The organism is Halorubrum kocurii JCM 14978, assembly GCF_000337355.1.
Lineage (GTDB): Archaea > Halobacteriota > Halobacteria > Halobacteriales > Haloferacaceae > Halorubrum > Halorubrum kocurii.
Window position 1 is genome coordinate 1 of the sequence record NZ_AOJH01000074.1, and the last position, 15764, is coordinate 15764.

Annotated in this window: 19 protein-coding genes; 6 read left to right on the forward strand and 13 right to left on the reverse strand. The window is 69.4% G+C overall.

Annotation, left to right across the window (positions count from 1 at the left end; genetic code table 11):
- Positions 1-187: 187 nt before the first annotated feature.
- The 4 genes from C468_RS11700 to C468_RS11715 all read right to left on the reverse strand — a co-directional run bounded on the left by C468_RS11700 (position 188) and on the right by C468_RS11715 (position 2856).
- Positions 188-376, reverse strand: coding sequence for a DUF7511 domain-containing protein (locus tag C468_RS11700; RefSeq protein WP_008849104.1), 189 nt, complete (start codon positions 374-376; stop codon positions 188-190).
- A gap of 118 nt (positions 377-494) precedes the next feature.
- Complete coding sequence (gene hisF, locus C468_RS11705; RefSeq protein WP_008849105.1) at positions 495-1313, reverse strand: imidazole glycerol phosphate synthase subunit HisF; 819 nt, start codon at positions 1311-1313, stop codon at positions 495-497.
- Positions 1314-1386: 73 nt separating this feature from the next.
- Complete coding sequence (locus C468_RS11710) at positions 1387-2439, reverse strand: glycosyltransferase family 2 protein (protein WP_008849106.1); 1053 nt, start codon at positions 2437-2439, stop codon at positions 1387-1389.
- A gap of 144 nt (positions 2440-2583) precedes the next feature.
- Positions 2584-2856: a MarR family transcriptional regulator gene (locus C468_RS11715; RefSeq protein ID WP_008004753.1), complete on the reverse strand. Its 273-nt coding sequence runs from the start codon at positions 2854-2856 to the stop codon at positions 2584-2586.
- Between the two features lie 152 nt (positions 2857-3008).
- On the opposite strand from C468_RS11715, the gene C468_RS11720 reads away from it, so the two are divergent.
- Positions 3009-3401, forward strand: coding sequence for a PPOX class F420-dependent oxidoreductase (locus tag C468_RS11720; RefSeq protein ID WP_008849107.1), 393 nt, complete (start codon positions 3009-3011; stop codon positions 3399-3401).
- 144 nt (positions 3402-3545) lie between these two features.
- Positions 3546-4292, forward strand: coding sequence for a class I SAM-dependent methyltransferase (locus C468_RS11725; RefSeq protein ID WP_008849108.1), 747 nt, complete (start codon positions 3546-3548; stop codon positions 4290-4292).
- A 1-nt stretch (position 4293) separates the two neighbouring features.
- Here the strand turns inward: C468_RS11725 and C468_RS11730 are convergent, their stop codons facing one another.
- Entirely contained in the window at positions 4294-4710 is a 417-nt protein-coding gene (locus C468_RS11730; protein WP_008849109.1) for a TRAM domain-containing protein, read from the reverse strand.
- Between the two features lie 151 nt (positions 4711-4861).
- Between C468_RS11730 and C468_RS11735 the strand changes: the two genes are divergently transcribed.
- Positions 4862-5767: a dihydrodipicolinate synthase family protein gene (locus C468_RS11735; protein WP_008849110.1), complete on the forward strand. Its 906-nt coding sequence runs from the start codon at positions 4862-4864 to the stop codon at positions 5765-5767.
- A 47-nt stretch (positions 5768-5814) separates the two neighbouring features.
- On the opposite strand, the gene C468_RS11740 is transcribed toward C468_RS11735, so the two are convergent.
- Positions 5815-6570 carry a YkgJ family cysteine cluster protein gene (locus C468_RS11740; protein WP_008849111.1) on the reverse strand — a complete coding sequence of 252 codons (756 nt, stop codon included), beginning with the start codon at positions 6568-6570 and terminating at the stop codon, positions 5815-5817.
- An 84-nt stretch (positions 6571-6654) separates the two neighbouring features.
- On the opposite strand from C468_RS11740, the gene C468_RS11745 reads away from it, so the two are divergent.
- Positions 6655-7101, forward strand: a complete 447-nt coding sequence (locus C468_RS11745) for a DUF5788 family protein (RefSeq protein WP_008849112.1) — start codon at positions 6655-6657, stop codon at positions 7099-7101.
- Between the two features lie 37 nt (positions 7102-7138).
- Here the strand turns inward: C468_RS11745 and C468_RS11750 are convergent, their stop codons facing one another.
- From C468_RS11750 to pyk, 5 genes are all read right to left on the reverse strand, one after another.
- Positions 7139-8158: a hypothetical protein gene (locus tag C468_RS11750; protein ID WP_049912198.1), complete on the reverse strand. Its 1020-nt coding sequence runs from the start codon at positions 8156-8158 to the stop codon at positions 7139-7141.
- A 67-nt stretch (positions 8159-8225) separates the two neighbouring features.
- Positions 8226-8696: a Rieske (2Fe-2S) protein gene (locus tag C468_RS11755; protein ID WP_008849114.1), complete on the reverse strand. Its 471-nt coding sequence runs from the start codon at positions 8694-8696 to the stop codon at positions 8226-8228.
- Between the two features lie 337 nt (positions 8697-9033).
- Positions 9034-9660 carry an NfeD family protein gene (locus C468_RS11760; protein WP_008849115.1) on the reverse strand — a complete coding sequence of 209 codons (627 nt, stop codon included), beginning with the start codon at positions 9658-9660 and terminating at the stop codon, positions 9034-9036.
- A 58-nt stretch (positions 9661-9718) separates the two neighbouring features.
- On the reverse strand, positions 9719-9994 hold the full coding sequence (locus C468_RS11765; protein ID WP_008849116.1) for a DUF7312 domain-containing protein: 276 nt from the start codon (positions 9992-9994) through the stop codon (positions 9719-9721).
- Positions 9995-10063: 69 nt separating this feature from the next.
- Complete coding sequence (gene pyk, locus C468_RS11770) at positions 10064-11821, reverse strand: pyruvate kinase (RefSeq protein ID WP_008849117.1); 1758 nt, start codon at positions 11819-11821, stop codon at positions 10064-10066.
- Between the two features lie 146 nt (positions 11822-11967).
- Between pyk and C468_RS11775 the strand changes: the two genes are divergently transcribed.
- Both C468_RS11775 and C468_RS11780 read left to right on the forward strand, forming a co-directional pair.
- On the forward strand, positions 11968-12351 hold the full coding sequence (locus C468_RS11775) for an FxLYD domain-containing protein (protein ID WP_008849118.1): 384 nt from the start codon (positions 11968-11970) through the stop codon (positions 12349-12351).
- A gap of 75 nt (positions 12352-12426) precedes the next feature.
- Positions 12427-14046 (forward strand): flippase, encoded by a 1620-nt coding sequence (locus tag C468_RS11780; protein ID WP_049912199.1) that lies wholly within the window; start codon positions 12427-12429, stop codon positions 14044-14046.
- 40 nt (positions 14047-14086) lie between these two features.
- Here C468_RS11780 and C468_RS11785 read toward each other — a convergent pair whose 3' ends face one another.
- A complete protein-coding gene (locus tag C468_RS11785; protein ID WP_008849120.1) occupies positions 14087-14572 on the reverse strand; it encodes a metal-dependent hydrolase in 486 nt (161 codons plus the stop codon).
- 81 nt (positions 14573-14653) lie between these two features.
- The gene (locus C468_RS11790) at positions 14654-15589 is read right to left on the reverse strand and encodes a thiazole biosynthesis protein (protein WP_008849121.1); all 936 of its coding nucleotides are present in this window, start codon (positions 15587-15589) and stop codon (positions 14654-14656) included.
- Positions 15590-15764: the final 175 nt, after the last annotated feature.

Sequence of the window (15764 nt, forward strand, 5' to 3'; positions counted from 1 at the left end):
ACAGCGAAGGAGCGCCAGCGACTGAGCGAGGAGCGCAGCGAGGCGCGCGAGTCCTCGCGGCTGGGGCTCTGGAGGTGTTCGCAATCGATCCGTCGTTAACCGCTTATAAACGAGCGGCTGGGGCTTTGGAAATACCCATCACCGCCAGATCGCAGTCGACCGCTTATAAGACCGATCGACACCGAACCTATCGCCACTCGTCTTCCGGCACGCAGTCCGCCGCTCGGACCGTGATCCACCGCGTCGTCCGCTCGTCGGGATCGCGGTCCCGCTCGAAGAACGTCACCTCCCCGCCGTCGGAGTCGCCGTCGCCGTCAGTCCGCTTACAGACGAGCTCCGACCGCTCAGCACGGACGCGCGTCGATGACGTGGACATACGTCACGATTCGCTCGGCATGACATAATAACTGTTGGTTTCGATCGGTACTATTAGAAACAACGGCGGTTGTGAACAGAGATTATCTCCGTTCCGGGTACGGACGGCGGTCGTTCGCCTACAATCGGACGGGAACGCCGCGCTCGTCGAGATATCGCTTCGTCTCCTCGATGGAGTAGTCGCCGAAGTGGAAGATGGAGGCCGCGAGCCCGGCGTCGGCGTTCGCCTCCGTGAACACCTCGTACATGTCCTCGGGGCTCCCGCAGCCGGAGGAGGCGATGACGGGCGTCGAGACGGCGTCGCACACCGCTTTCATCAGCGGGATGTCGTAGCCGTCCTTCGTCCCGTCCATGTCGATGGAGTTGACGAACAGCTCGCCGGCGCCGCGCTCTTCCGCCTCCTTCGCCCACGAGACGGCGTCGATGCCGGTGCCCTCGCGGCCGCCCTTCTTCGTGCACTCGAACCACACCGTCTCGCCGTCGTCGTCCTCGTAGAAGTGCTCGCCCTCGTCGTCGTGTCGGCGGCGCGCGTCGACGGAGATGACGATACACTGGCTGCCGAACGCCGCGGCGCCCTCCTCGATGAGCTCCGGGCGCTCCAACGCCCCGGTCGTGATGGACACCTTGTCGGCGCCCGCCCGGAGCGTCTCCTTGATGTCGGCTTTGGTGCGGATGCCGCCGCCGACCGTCAGCGGGATGAAACACTCGTCGGCGACCGCGTTCACCACGTCGAGCATCGTCTCGCGCCCCTCCGCGCTCGCGGTGATGTCGAGGAAGACGAACTCGTCGGCGCCCGCGGCGTTGTACTTCTTCGCCAGCTCCACCGGGTCGCCGGTGTACTCCAGATTCTCGAAGTTGACGCCCGTGTACACCGCCGCGTCCCCGTCGTCGTCGAGGTCGACGTCGATACAGGGGATGATCCGCTTCGTGAGTCCCATTCGTTACCGGCCGTAAACGACGGCGGAGGTTAAAAGGCGCGGGGACGAGCGGCCGGTCCGCGCGGCCGGTCGCTCACTCCTCCGTCGATCGCCGGTCGTACTTCGCGACGGCGCGGTCGGCCCGCTTCGAGATGCCGTTCGGGTTCCGCGCCGGGCTCCGGTCGCGGCTCCGGGCGACGAGCCCGTCGGAGCTCCCGCCGGCGAGCCCGAGGACCACGTCGCGGCCGGTGGCGACCCACCGCGACGGGGTCGACTCGCCGCGGATCACGTCGCCGGCCGCCCCGAGCGCGTCCGTCGCCGCGTGCGTCCCGGCCCGCGCGACGACGGTCGGGCGGACGCCGTAGTTCTTCAGGAGGCGGTAGGCGAGCGCTCGGTACTTCCACCCCCACTCGCGGGCGCTGCGCCCGCCGTCGGCCGCCGTCGGGCTCGGTAGCTCCTTGGTGACCGACAGGTCGTCGCGCCACTCGACGGTTCCCCCCATCTGCGCGAGCCGGTGGGCCGCGTCGCGCGAGCCCCCCGTGTGGAGGTACTCGTCGAAGCCGTCCAGGTCCCGGAGGGTGTCCCGCCGGAAGGCGACGTTGCCGCCCTCGAAGTAGGTCACCTCAGTGCCCGCGATCGTCCGGCGCTCCGAGCCGTCGCGGTGATCGTCGCCGCGTTCCTCGTCGTCGCCGCGTTCCTCGTCGTCGCCGCGTTCCTCGTCGTCGCCGCGTTCCTCGTCGTCGCTCGGCGCCTCGTCGTCGCTCGGCGCCTCGTCGTCTCCCCCGTCGTCTCCCTCCTCCTGCCCGATCGGAGTCACCGGTCCGGTCACGGCGTCCGCGTCGTCCAGCCCGGCACGCACGGCGTCGAGCCACCCCGCCTCGATCCGGTTGTCGTAGTCCACGAGGGCGACCGCGTCGCCGGTCGCGACCTCGATGCCGGCGTTGCGGGCGACGTTGACCGTCCGGTCAGATATCTCAACTAACACGTCCACGTCGTCGCGGTCCCGCACCATCCCGGTGGTGCCGTCGGCGGAGGGACCGTTGGCGACGATCACCTCCGCGTCGGGAGCGTGAGCCGCCAACGCGTCGAGGCAGGCGGCCAACCGGTCCCGCCCGTTGAGGGTGGGCACGACGACCGAGAGGTCCATACTGACGGGTATCGAGGCCGAGGAGTAAAAAGGGCTCCGTGCGGAACCGAACGCGCGGTCGAGCCGCGAGTCGGTCGCGAGCGTTCGGACGGTCGCATCGCTGGGCCGTCGTGTCGCGCGCCGTTTTGCGTGTCGGCGAGACGGTCAGACGGTCAGGTAGTACACCTGCTTGCGCGCGTCCTTGAAGCTGTAGCGGGAGTCGACGAGACCCTCCTCTTCGAGGCGGTTGAGCGCGTAGCGGACGGTACGGTCGGGAAGCAGGGACTCGTCGGCGAGGCCGCCCTGCGAGAGGGGAGCGTCGCCCTCCAGCACCTTCGCGACGAGCTTGGCGCTCGGGGGGAGTTCGCGCAGACGGTCGCGGTACTCTGATTCCGAAAGGCGGTCCTGGTCAGCGGTCTCCGCGGGACTGGTACTCATATCTTATTGCGAGTCCGCGCCTATTGGTAAAGGTTGGCTACATATAGGGCAATTTGATTGGAATAATATAATGTGTTAATATCACAGCTCGGCGGACCGTCATTCCCGATCGATCAGGCATATTTTGACGCGGCGACGCGTAGGGGGCATCCGTGATCCCCGAGTCCCACGTCGACATCCTCGAGGCCGAATCGTACGCCCACTTCGCGACGGTGATGCCGGACGGGACGCCGCACGTGACGCCGGTGTGGGTGGACCACGAGGACCGCGAGTACGTGCTCGTCAACACGGTCCGCGGCCGCCAGAAAGAGCGGAACGTCCGCCGGAACCCGAAGGTCGGCGTGAGCGTGCTCGACCCGACGGATCCGTACCGGTACGTCTCGGTGCGCGGCGAGGCGGAGCTCACCGAGGAGGGCGCGACCGAGCACATCGACGAACTCGCGCGGCGGTACTTCGACGTCGAGGAGTACCCGCACCACGGCGAGGAGTCCGGGCCGCGAGTGCTGGTGAAGATCCCGGCCGAGACCGTCACGACGAGCGGGTGATCGGACCGGCCTGCCGCCCGGCCCGCCGGCCGACTCGCCGATCGGATCGCCGTCCGGTCCGCCGGTCGTCGGAGTCGCCGTCGGCCAGCTCGGGCCGACCGCATCCAGTACGGTTTTGTCGGTCGGGTGTGCAGTACGGACAACGTGAAGGGACAGGACTGGTACCAGGCCGACGAGGTCGCGGAAGAGTACGAGGACGTACGGTTCTCCGGCGGCGGCGAGCTCATCGACCAACGCGAGAAGGAGGCGGTCCTCTCCGCGCTCGGGCCGATCGAGAAGGGACACCGCGTGTTGGAGGTCGCCTGCGGCACCGGCCGGTTTACGACCATGCTCGCGGACCGGGGCGCCGACATCGTCGGAATCGACATCTCCCGCGAGATGCTCGAACAGGGCCGACAGAAGGCGGCGACGGCGGGGCTGTCGGACACGGTCGAGTTCGTCCGCGGCGACGCCTCTCGGCTCCCGTTCCCGGACGACCACTTCGACTCGGTGGTCGCGATGCGGTTTTTCCACCTGATGGACGATCCCGCGCCGTTCCTCAAGGAACTGCGCCGCGTCAGCGGCGATCAGGTGTTTTTCGACACGTTCAACCGCCGCAGCCTGCGGACGCTGTACACCTGGCTCCTCCCGATGGGGTCCCGGCTCTACTCCGAGCGGCAGGTCGTCGACATGCTCCGCGCGGCTGACCTGACGCTCGCCGGCGAGGAACACGACTTCGTCCTCCCGTACGGCTTCTACCGCGAGCTGCCGGGGCCCGTCGCGAAGCCGTTCCGAGTCGTCGACGAACTCGCCGGCGACACGGTTCCGGGTGATTACGTGGCGTCCGTCTCCTACTGGGACGCTCGGATCCCCGCGGACCCCGACGACGCGGAGACGAGCGACGCCGAGTGAGCTACGCCGAGTCCTCGACGACTTCGCCGACCGCGAAGTTCGATTTGACCTCCGTTACCTCGATCTTCACCCGCTCGCCGACCTCCGTGTCCGGGACGATGATCACGTATCCCCGCTCGACGCGGGCGATCCCGTCGCCCTGCTTCCCGAGGTCCTCGATCTCGACGTAGCGCATCTCGCCGGGCTCGACCGGCGGCTGCGGTCCGTCGTCGCCCCGGGACGCCGAGGTGTCGACGCCCTCGCCGGCCGTCTCGCTCGTGTCGGACTCGGACCGAGAGATGAGCGCGACGCGATACGTCTCGCCCGGCTCTAGCGATCCGGTCTCGACCTCGCGTCGCGGGACGTCCACGACGTACTCGCCGTTTTCCTCTCGAACATCGGCGCTGAACAGACAAAGGAGCTTCTCTGAGATCTCCATAGTAGACTCCAACGATACGTGGAGACGAACCAGTATAGTTGTACCGCCGACACGCGGGGGTCAGCCGCCGAGGAACGCGCCGACCGCCGTCGCCCCCGGAACCCTCGGCATCTCATCAAGGCCTTTGTCACGGCCCGCCGAATCAGACCCTATGACCGCTCCGGAGTTCCGATACGGCGCTGTCTCGCCACCGATCGTCACGCCGTTCGACGCCGACGGCGACGTCGACACCGACGCGCTCGCGACCCACGTCGAGACCGTCGTCGACGCCGGCCTCGACGGGGTCGTCCCCTGCGGGACGACCGGCGAGTTCGCCAGCCTCACCGACGATGAGCGCCGGGCGGTCGTCGAGACCGTCGTCGACGCGGCCGACGGTCGGATCCCCGTCATCGCCGGCGCGGCGGACGCGACCGTCCCGGGCGTCCGCGACCGGCTCCAGTTCGCCGCCGAGGTCGGCGCGGACGCCGGGCTCGTCACGCTCCCGTACTACCACACCTCGACGGCGCCCGCGGGACAGCGGGCCTTCCTCGACGCGGTCGCCGACGGCGCCCCGCTCCCGATCTACCTCTACGACATCCCGTCGACGGTCGGCGAACCGATCGACCCCGACGTCCTCGCGGCGGTCGCCGAGCGCGAATCGGTCGTCGGGCTGAAAGACACCAGCGGCGACATCTCGGCAGTCGACACCGCCGTCGACCGGACCCCGGACGAGTTCACCGTCTTCCAGGGCGTCGACGCGCTGTTGTATCCGAGCGCGTCGATCGGCGTCGACGGCGGGATCCACGCCCTCTCGCAGGCGATTCCCGAGGTGTTCGTCGCGCTCGGCGAGGCGCTTCGCGACGGCGACGACGCCCGCGCGCTCGCGCTCCACCGACGGGCGATAACCCCGCTGTTCGAGCGGTGCGGAGACCACGGGTTCGCGCCCGTCGCGAAGGTCGCGGCCGCTCACCGCGGGTTCGTCCCGGATCCCCGCGTCCGCCCGCCGCTCACGCTCCCGGACGAGGCAGCGCGCGAGGCCATCGCCGGCGACGTCGACGCGGCGCTGGAGGTCGTCTAAGGCGCGCCCGGAGGTACGACCCGTCAGTCCCCGTCACCGGAGACGCGTTAGTCCCCGTCCACCGGCGTCCCGTCGGCCTCCTTCGCTCCCTCGGAGTCGAAGACGACGACGTCGCCGTCGGCGCGGTCGGCGGCGGTCGGGTCGTAGCCGTCGCGCACGCCGATCGCCTCCTCCAGTTCGCGGACCGCACGCTCCTTGAGCGACGCGGCCAGTTCCTCGGCGTCCTCGCGGGAGATGTCTCGGCCGAGGCCCTCGCACTCGTGGGCGCGGACGACGCCCGCTTCGTCGACCGCCTCGCCCATCGGCTGGCTCGTCCCGTCGAGCGCGACGCTGAACGGGTACGTCTGACAGATGAGTGGCCTGTCGTCGTGGACCGCGCAGGCCCCCTGCCCGTCCGTCTCCTCGTAGAAGGCGCAGTCGCCGCAGTCGTCGGTCGCGAGGGCCCACTCGAACGTCTCGCCCGCGAGCTCGCCGTCGTCGCCCGCGGAGAGCCCGAACGGCATCGGTCGGGCGACGTCGCGCCAGTCGTACGACTCGCCGAACTCGGCCTCGGCGGCGCCGGCGACCGCGCGGACCTCGTCGGGGAAGACCGTCGCCGTGTGGGGCTCGCGGTCGGCGGGGTCTCCGGACCCGTCATCGTCGACGCCTTCACCGGCCGGCGCGCCGCCAGGCTCGTCGGGGGCGTACCCCGTACAACAGCCGCCACAGCGCGTGCACTCGAAGCCGATCGACTCGATGGCGTCGGCGAGCTCTCCGGCGTCGAGGTCGCGGGCGCGTTCGAGCTCGGCTTCGAGCGGTTCCATGGGATCGCTTGCGCCCCGGTCGGGTTAACGTCGTTCCTTCGGGGGGCGAAGGAGCGAAGTGCGGTCGGTCCCTATCTGGCGACCGTGAAGGAGTACGAGCGGAAGGGGCTCCTCGAACGCGTCAACCGCGAGGCGGCGACGGTGGGCGCGGAGATCCCCGAGGAGATCGAGATCCAGGGGGAGCCGATCGAACTGCGGTCGTTCGTCTTCGAGATCAGGCGCCGCGACACGGTCCCGCCCGGCGAGCGCGAGCGGGTCGAACAGGCGAAGCGGAACCTCCGGCGCGAGCGCTTGGAGCGGCTCGAACCCATCGAAGAGAACGAGGTGAGCTACGACCGCGGCGAGGAGCTGGCGGGGTCGATCATCGGAATCGACCGCGCGCTCGACGCCTTGGAGGGCCTCGACGCGCCCGACCCGGAGACCGAGGAACAGCGACAGAAGGCCGCCGACCGCAAGCGCTGGATGAGCTTCTTAAAGAAGGCGCTCGGGCGCGACGACGCCGGCGGGGCGAGCGGTCGGACGCGGTTCTGAGGTGGCCGACGGTCGGACGCGGTTCTGAGGGGCGATTTCAGCTCGGCACAAATCGGAGCCGATAGTCGTAGTACCGGTCCTCGTAGCGGATCCGCTCCGCGCCGGACTCGCTCCACGCCGCGTCCTTCCGGACGTTGCCGTCGAGGTACGGGCGCTCGTGGAACGCTCGGAGCACCTCCGCGTACCCGTCCGAGTACGGGTGCGACTCCTCGTACCCGCCGTGTCTGGCGGCCTCGATCACTTCCCGCGCGTCGGCCGAGAGGTCGTCGGGGTCGATCCGCGCGCCGACCGTGTGCGCTCGGAGGACCGCTTCCATCCGCTCCGACGACTCCGCGACCGGCTCGGCGACGGCGCGGTACACCGGCTCGTAGAACCGCTCGCGGGTGACCTCGACCCGATAAACGGTGTCTCGGTACGCGACACGAGCCGGTCCGTCCGGCGCGAGCAGTCGACTCGCGTCGATCGCGTCCCCGTCGCGGTAGACGTAGCCGCCACGCTCCACGAGCCCGACCGGAACGCCGCCCGAGTTCCCCCGCGCCCGCGCCGACTTGTGGGCGATCTCGACGGCGCGGCGGTCGCCCTCCGGGAGCGTCTCCTCCTCGGCGGCGTCGACCCCGTCGCTGTCGTCGGCCCCGCTCTCGGCGTCGGACTCGCCGCCGTCGACATCGAACAGCCGGAGCACGGGACGGGTCGCCTCCGCCTCGTCGACGACGACGGAATCCAGCCGGTAGTACGTCCCTTCGTGGACTGCGTACGTCGGCTTCTCGGCCGCGGGCGGGAACGGCCTCCGGTACTGCGTGGTGTACCGCTCCCCCTCGACGGCGGCCGCGAACGCCGCCTCGTCCCACCGCGGCTCGGTCTCTTCGGGATCGTGGACGGCGCCGTCTCGGAGCGTCTCGCCCGCGTCGCCGAGCGTGAGCGCGAGGACCCGGTCGTCGTCATCGTCGTTCGCAGGACCGCCGGTCACCGACCCGTCGAGGCAGCCGGCGACCGCGCCCGCCGCCGCGGCCAGGCCGCCGGCGAGCAATCGGCGCCGAGAGGGCTTCGGAGTGCGCATACGCGTCGTTCGTCGGCCTCTTATAAATGCGCCGGCGTGGCTCAAAGAGCCGTTTTCGTCTCCGGCTTCAGTTCCCCGTGAAGTCGATCCGGGAGTCCCCGGCGTCGCCGTCGCGGTTCGAGTGGCCGAGCCGGACGAACTCGTAGGCCTCGTCGGCCAGGTACACCGCGTCGCCGTCGACGGCCACGTCGACCGACTCCAGGACGGCCCCCTCGCAGGGGCCGAAGTTGCAGTAGCCGCCGTCGGCCTCGAAGGTGGCGCCGTGCTTCTGGCAGAACACCTCGCCGTTGCGGACGAAGGCGCCGTCGTCCTTGTCGAGCCGCACGTCGGTCCAGTGCTGGCAGTAGTTGCGGAACGCGCGCACCTCGCCGGTCGCCCGCGTGAGGATCGCCTCCGCCTCGGGCGTCCCGTCCTCGGCCTCGCCCACGTCGCCGTCGCCGTCGTCGACCGCGTCGACGTCGACCGGCCGCAGCGTCACGAGCAGCGTGCTGTCCTCGGGAACCTCCTCGACGGCGGCGATCCGACAGTCCGCGTCCATACGCGTTCGTGGCCGGGGGCGCGTTTCAACTGATCGATAGCGCAGGGCTCTGTGACGACTCCTGAAGCCCGGTCGGTCGCTTATAACTGTTCGACGCTGGCTCAGCTATGAACACCTCCAAAGCCCCAGCCTCGCGGTTCGCGCTCTCCGAGCGCTCACCGCGTCCAGCGAGAATCGAAGATTCCCTGGCAGCCGGCGGCTCCGCCGCCGGCGACCCCGCGCGGTGCCGTTCGCGGGCCAAAGGCCCGCTCACGGGCACGCGCCACCGCAGTTTGTTTATAAGATATCGTTGCCCTCGCTCAGTCGTTTACATACCGAACCGCCGGCTAGGTCACGGTCACTCCCGTTCGGTTTCGGTCTCTGTCTCTCGCTCGCCGTCGGTGTCGTCCGCGCTCGCCTCGGCCTCCCGCTGCGCTTCCTTCCGCGCCCTGTCCGCGGCGAGCTGCTTATCGATGTCGTCCTCGACGTACCCCATCGACTCCACGGTGACCACGTTGCCACCGCCGGGGTCGACGACCATCACCTCCTCGCCCTCCTCGATCGTGCCCTCGATCGAGCGCGCGGAGTAGTTGGGATTGAAGCCGCCGCCTGAGAGCTTCACCTCGCCGCCGGCGGTGGTCACCTTTTCGGTGACGACGCCGGTCTTCCCCTTCAGCGCGTTGCTGTCGCTCGTCTGCTGTTGGCCCTTCCCGCCGTACAGATCGAACTCGTGGTAGCCGTAGAAGGCCGCCGCACCGAAGACGAGCGTCAGGAGCGCCATGACGAGGACCAGCCCCGCGCCGACGATCCCGAGCGACGTGAGGAGGAGGCCGCCGAGCCCCGCCCCGATCAGCGCGATGCCGACCACGATGAAGTTCGCGCCCGGCGCGAGCGCTTCCGCCATCGAGAGCAACAGCCCGGCGGTCAGCAACAGCAGGGGCAGCGTGTCCGGGGAGAGCAGTCCGGACTGCACGAGCACGTCCATGTCCGGACGTACGGCCGCGGCGGTATAAGTGGTTGTACGGGACGACGGGGACGACCGGTCAGAACCCGACGAGGAGCACGCCCACGGTGAGCGCGACCCCCAGCACGACGAAGACCGCGTGCTCGGTGTCGATCGATCCGGGCTCGATCGGCTCGGACTCGGGCGTGTGGGTGTCCTCGGTGACGCCGCCCGGCCCCACGTCGTCGACGGCGAACCGCCACTGGCTCTCGTCGTCGCCCTCGTCGTCGCTTCGAGTCTCGTTCGCCCGGCTCCGCACGTCGTGGCGGTCCCCGTTATCGCGATCCCTGCCGTCGCGGCCGTCGTCGCTGCTCATGCTCGCCGCTACGCGGCTCACCAGTAAATGGCTGGCGGGTGGGGAAGTGACCTCCCGTGCTCTCCCGCTCTACCGTTCCCGCGCCGCCGCAATCACGTCGCCGTCGTAGACGATGCCGCGCTCGCCGTCGAGCGTGATCACGGTCCCGTCGGCGACGTTCTCGGGGAGCGTCGCGCCGGAGACCATCGGGACGCCGAGCTCGCGGGCCACGACCGCGGGGTAGCCGGTCATCCCCTCGCGGGCGTCGATTATCCCCGCCATCGCGTCGAGGTCGCCCGAGAACTCGCCCTCGAATCCCGGCCCGAGCGCGACGATCGACCCCTCTGGAATCCCGCTCAGGTCGCCGTCGTCGGTCCGGTGGACGGGGGCGGCGATGCGGCCCGTGACGGCCGCTTTCCCGGTCACGAGCGTCTCGGCCGCGACGTGGACTTTCAGCGTGTTGGTCGTGTTCGTCCCCTCTAGCTCCGTCAGCATCCCGGAGAGCACGACGAGGGTGTCGCCGGACGAGGCGCCGCCGGTGTCGAGCGCGGCGTCGACCGCGTTGTCGAGGATCGTCTCCATGTCGTTGGCGTACTCGGTCAGCACGGGGCGGACCCCCCACGAGAGCGCGAGCTGGCGGCGGATCCGGTCGTCCGGCGTCGTCGCGACCACCGGGACGCCCGGCCGGAACATCGCGGTCTTACGGGCGGTGAAGCCGGACTCTGACACCGCGACCACGGTGGACGCGCCGATGTCGCGCGCCAGGTACCGGGCGGACCGGGCCAGCGCCTCCGTCCGGGAGCCCTCCGCGGCGGTCGGGACGCGCTGTTCGCGCGTCTCCGCGTACTCGTCGCTGGACTCGACCTCGCGGACGATCCGGTCCATCGTCTCGACGACGTTGACGGGGTCGTCGCCGATGGCGGTCTCGCCGGAGAGCATCACGGCGTCGGTGCCGTCGAGGACCGCGTTGGCGACGTCGGACGCCTCGGCCCGGGTGGGCCGCCGGGAGTGGACCATCGAGTCGAGCATCTCTGTCGCGGTGATGACGGGGACGCCCGCGTTGACGCATTTCCGGATGATCCGCTTTTGAATGACTGGCACGTCCTCCAGCGGGCACTCCACGCCGAGGTCACCGCGGGCGACCATCACGCCGTCGGCGGCGTCGACGATCCCGTCGAGGTTCTCGACCGCGCCGGCCCGCTCGATCTTCGCGACGATCGGGATATCGTCGCCGCCGCGCTCCTCCAGCGCGTCCGCGATCTGGTAGACGTCGTCGGCGTTACGCACGAATGAGGCGGCGACGAAGTCGGCGTCCGCCCGCGCCGCGAGGTCGAGCTCGTCCTCGTCAGCCGGCGTGATCAGGTCCACGTCGATGGCGACGCCGGGGAGGTTGACGCCCTTCCGCGAGCTGAGCTTCCCGCCGGAGACGACGGTGGCCACGACCGACTCGCCGTCGACGCGCTCGACGCGGCACTCGATCCGGCCGTCGTCGAGGAGGACCGTGTCGCCAGGGCCTGCGGCCGCGATAGAGTGAGTGAGCCCAACGCGCTCAGGGGTGGCGTCGTCGCCCTCGACGAACGTCACTTCGGAGCCGGTCGCGAGCGAGATCGGCTCCTCGAGCTCCGCGGTGCGGACCTCCGGGCCTTTCAGGTCGACCATCACCGCGAGGGGGTCGTCGGTCTCGTCGTCGACGGCGCGGGCGCGTTCGATGACCTCCTCGCGGTGGTCCGTCGTCCCGTGGCTCGCGTTCAGCCGGACGACGGACATCCCCGCGTCGGCGAGGTCGCGGATCGTGTCCCGGTCGTCCGACGCGGGACCGATCGTACAGACGATTTTAGCGTTGCGCATACCGCCGGATTCGGCGCAGGGGCGGAAAAAGCCACACGGTTGAGTCGCCACCGAGTGAACGTTCGTGATGGTTGTGCCCGCGCCGGAACCGCAATTGAGGCCGGGAAGTACCGTTTTATCTCCCCCGCCTCCGAGAGCCGAGACGGATGCGCCGCCGCCGTCTCCTCGCCGCGGTCGCGGTCGCCGCGTCGCTCGCCACCGCCGGGTGTAGCGACGACTCGGACGACGAGCTGTTGGAGCCGCGAGCACGGGTCGTCAGGAGCGAGCTCGTGCGCGAACACGAGGGGACCGACGACGAGTCGGTCGCCGCCGAGGGCGTCATCGAGCGGACCAGCGACGAGGAGATCACGTACCTGGAGGTGCGGGTCCGCTTTTTCGACGCGGACGACGAGTCGTTGGACACCACGATCGAACAGGTGCCGGACGTCTCCGAAGGCGACCGCTGGGAGTTCGCCGTCGTCTTTCCCGAGGTCGGTGAACGGGCCGCGCTCGTCGCCGACCACGAGGCCGAAGTCGTCAGAAACCCCTAACATGGACCGTACTGCCGCCGACGACGGAACCCGCTCGCACCCCGGTGAACGATCTGCGCGCCCGGGGTACGGGTCGTGACGCACGGGCGGGCACCGGACGTGACCGTCGACGCCGCGGAGTCGCAGTCGGCCCCGAACCCCTCCACCGAGGTGCGAGAGGACACGACGGACACGTCGATGCCGCCCTCGAACGTCGGGGACCAAACGATGGCGGAGCAGGGCGGCGTTACGTTCGCCGGCGAACTGATCAAGAAGGGGTTCGGGTTCCTCGTCGTCGCCATGATCACTCGGCTCGTGAGTCCCGGCGTCTACGGGCTGTTCGTGCTATCGACGTCGGTACTTCACCTCACACAGGTGTTCGCCAGCGCGGGGTTACACCGCGCGATCGACTACTTCGTCCCGCAGTATCTCGACCGCGGCGAGCCCGGTCGGGCCCGCGGCCTGACGATACAGGTGTTCGGTCTCCTGCTTCTGACCTCCACGGTGACGGGGATCGGCGTGTTCGTCGCCGCGGACGCGCTCGCGGCGGCGTTCGACGAACCGGGCGTCGCGACGGGGCTCCGAATGCTCTCCGTCGCGCTCCCGCTGCTGGCGGTTTTTAACGGGTTGATGGCGTCGTACAGCGGTATCAAGCGACTCAGGTACCGCGTGTACGTCCGCGATATCACCAGACCGACGGTGCGGCTGCTCGCAACGGTCGGGCTGCTGCTCGTCGGCTTCGGCCTCGTCGGGATCGTCGGCGGCTACGTCATCGGTCTCGTTCTCGGGGTACTCCTCGGTGTCGCCTTGCTGACACGACGGAACGTGCTGAAAGGCGGCGAGACGGTGTTCACGTCTCTCCGCGAGATCCTCTGGTACGGCGTACCGCTCGCGCTCGCGGGCGTCATCTTCGTGGTGATGGGACAGGTCGACTACTTCGTCGTCGGGTACTTCATGTCCTCGGATGACGTAGGTATCTACCGGATCGGGTACATGCTCGCGGCGAATCTCCTCGTCTTTTTCTCGTCGCTCGCGCCCGTGTTCAAGCCGCTGATCGCCGAGCGGCGGCGGGACGGCGACGCGATCACCGAGCGGTATCAGACCGCGACGCGGTGGGTGCTCGCCCTCTCTTTGCCGGCGGCCGCCGTCCTCGTGCTCGGCGCCGACGCGTATCTTTCCCTCGTGTTCACCCCGCAGTACACGGCCGCGAGCGGCGTCGTTCTCGCCCTGATCGTCGGCTACTTGGTGAGCGTCACGGCGGGTGGCCCCGACGGCGCGCTGCTCCAGGGACTCGGCTACTCCCGGCTGGTGTTTCTCAACTCCGCGCTGCTGTTGGTCGCCAACCTCGTGTTCAGCGTCCTGCTGGTGCCGCGGTACGGCATCCTCGGCGCGGGGCTCGGAACGATGCTCGCCCTGACGCTCTCCGGGGTCGCCGCGCTCCTCGAGGTGTACTACTACCGCGGAATTCACCCGTTCACGCGCGAGCTCGGTCTCGTCGTCGCCGCGTGGCTTCCCGCTCTCGCGACCGGTGCGTTGGTCGTCACGTTCGTGTCGAGGGACTTGGTCGTGGCCGTCGTACTTCCCCTCGTCGTCGTCGTTACCTACGCTCTCGCCGGGCGGTCGCTCGGCGTCGTCACCCCCGCGGACGTCGAAATCGCCGAACACGTCGTTCCGCAGTCGGTCGTCGATCGGGTCCGACGCGCCTCCGAGTCGTAGCGGGATCGGGCGACGTCGAGCGTGACGCGACGGCCCCGTCTCAGTAGGTCACGCCCACGGCGACCGCCGTCGAGAGGACTCCGACGACGAGGAACATCCGGTTCGCTCGGGGGTTCTTCGCGGGCGTCAGGTCGAGCGAGTAGTGCGCCGTCGACAGCGGCCTGAAGGGGCGGATCCCCATCGGCGTGATCGCGTCTCCGGCGATGTGGGAACACAGCGACAGCGTCACCGCGCCGCCGACGAACGCGGGCGCCCACTGCGGGAGCGCTCGGCCGGCGTCGCCGACGGCCAACGCGGCCGCCGCGAGGCCACCCGCGAGCAGACCGGCGGTGACCGCGAACGCGAGGGTGTGCGTCGGCCCGCGATGCGAGATCGGGAGCCGGTGATCGGCGTCGGGGAGCGTGGCGGTACCGACGGCGAAAGCGCCGCCGAAGAGCATCAGTTCGGGCTCACCGATCGCCAGCGTCGCCCCCGCGACGGGGGCGTACGCGAGCAGGGCGATGCCGACGTGTCCGCGCCAGTACATGCTCGATATCCGCTGATATCGAATAAAAAGGCGTCGCCGGGGCGGACCGATCGATTCCCGTCCGGACCGTTGGCCCGGACGTCAGTCGTCGGCGGGTGCGGGCGCGTCGCCCGCGGAGAGCCGGACCTCCGGCCCGTCGACGCCGAGCTCGTCGAGGGCGGCCTGCGCGGCGCGCTTCCCGGAGACCAGCATCGCGCCGAACGTCGGGCCCATCCGCGGGAGGCCGTGGGCGGTCGCGACCGCCATGCCGGAGGCGATCAGCCCGTCGTGGACGACGCCGGTGTGCTCGACGACCGCGTCCTCGCTCTCGCCGACCCACATGGAGTCGTGGCCGGGCGAGTCGTGGCCCGGGGCGCCGTACTCGCCGTCGCCGGTCTGGTCCATCCCAGTGTTGTGCTCTTTCGCGTGCTCGATGCCGGGGGCCGAGAGGACGCCGCGCTCGTCGAGCTTGCTGATCGCGACCGCGTCGTGGCCGGTCGCGTCGATCACGAGGTCGGACTCCACCGCGATGGGGTCGACACAGGTGATCTCGCGCGGGAGCGCGTGGACCGGCGTCCAGTTCATCACGATGCCCCCGACGCGGTGGTCCTCGCGGACGACGAGGTCGGTGAACTCGGTCATGTTCTGGACGCGCGCGCCGGCGTCGCAGGCCGCCTTTATCAGCCCGGAGCAGGCCTCGGGGCCGGCCGCGGTGTAGAGTCCGTCCACGTCGTCGACCGGCTCGTAGTCCACGTCGAGGTCGTCGAGTATCTCCTGTGCGGGGTCTCTGACCGTCACGGTGTTCATGAGGAACCCGCCGAGCCAGAAGCCGCCGCCGAGGTAGTTGTTCTTCTCCACGATCATCACCTTCACGCCGCGCTCGGCCAGTTCCTTGGCCGCCATCAGTCCGGAGGGACCGCCGCCGAGAATGATCACCTCCGAGTCGGTGAACTCGAGGAACCCGTCGGTCCACTCGTTGCCGATCGCCTTCGTCACGTCCGTCTCGCTCACGTCGCTGAAACCGTCGAACCCGTGCATACAACCAAGTAATATTACTAAGTAGTAAAAGGCGTTGCGGTCGATACGCGGTGAACACCCGCAACGCCCCGGCCGCTCGTTTAGAAGCCGATGAGAACGGATCGACGGTGAACCACTCCAAAACGAACCACTCCAAAACGAACCACCCCAAAACGAACCACCCCAAAACGAACCA

Bases quoted from the DNA above. Each gene is read 5' to 3' on its own strand.
- C468_RS11700 (WP_008849104.1), bottom strand. From the start codon at position 376: ATGTCCACGTCATCGACGCGCGTCCGTGCTGAGCGGTCGGAGCTCGTC.
- hisF (WP_008849105.1), bottom strand. From the start codon at position 1,313: ATGGGACTCACGAAGCGGATCATCCCCTGTATCGACGTCGACCTCGAC.
- C468_RS11710 (WP_008849106.1), bottom strand. From the start codon at position 2,439: ATGGACCTCTCGGTCGTCGTGCCCACCCTCAACGGGCGGGACCGGTTG.
- C468_RS11715 (WP_008004753.1), bottom strand. From the start codon at position 2,856: ATGAGTACCAGTCCCGCGGAGACCGCTGACCAGGACCGCCTTTCGGAA.
- C468_RS11730 (WP_008849109.1), bottom strand. From the start codon at position 4,710: ATGGAGATCTCAGAGAAGCTCCTTTGTCTGTTCAGCGCCGATGTTCGA.
- C468_RS11735 (WP_008849110.1), top strand. From the start codon at position 4,862: ATGACCGCTCCGGAGTTCCGATACGGCGCTGTCTCGCCACCGATCGTC.
- C468_RS11740 (WP_008849111.1), bottom strand. From the start codon at position 6,570: ATGGAACCGCTCGAAGCCGAGCTCGAACGCGCCCGCGACCTCGACGCC.
- C468_RS11750 (WP_049912198.1), bottom strand. From the start codon at position 8,158: ATGCGCACTCCGAAGCCCTCTCGGCGCCGATTGCTCGCCGGCGGCCTG.
- C468_RS11755 (WP_008849114.1), bottom strand. From the start codon at position 8,696: ATGGACGCGGACTGTCGGATCGCCGCCGTCGAGGAGGTTCCCGAGGAC.
- C468_RS11760 (WP_008849115.1), bottom strand. From the start codon at position 9,660: ATGGACGTGCTCGTGCAGTCCGGACTGCTCTCCCCGGACACGCTGCCC.
- C468_RS11765 (WP_008849116.1), bottom strand. From the start codon at position 9,994: ATGAGCAGCGACGACGGCCGCGACGGCAGGGATCGCGATAACGGGGAC.
- pyk (WP_008849117.1), bottom strand. From the start codon at position 11,821: ATGCGCAACGCTAAAATCGTCTGTACGATCGGTCCCGCGTCGGACGAC.
- C468_RS11775 (WP_008849118.1), top strand. From the start codon at position 11,968: ATGCGCCGCCGCCGTCTCCTCGCCGCGGTCGCGGTCGCCGCGTCGCTC.
- C468_RS11785 (WP_008849120.1), bottom strand. From the start codon at position 14,572: ATGTACTGGCGCGGACACGTCGGCATCGCCCTGCTCGCGTACGCCCCC.
- C468_RS11790 (WP_008849121.1), bottom strand. From the start codon at position 15,589: ATGCACGGGTTCGACGGTTTCAGCGACGTGAGCGAGACGGACGTGACG.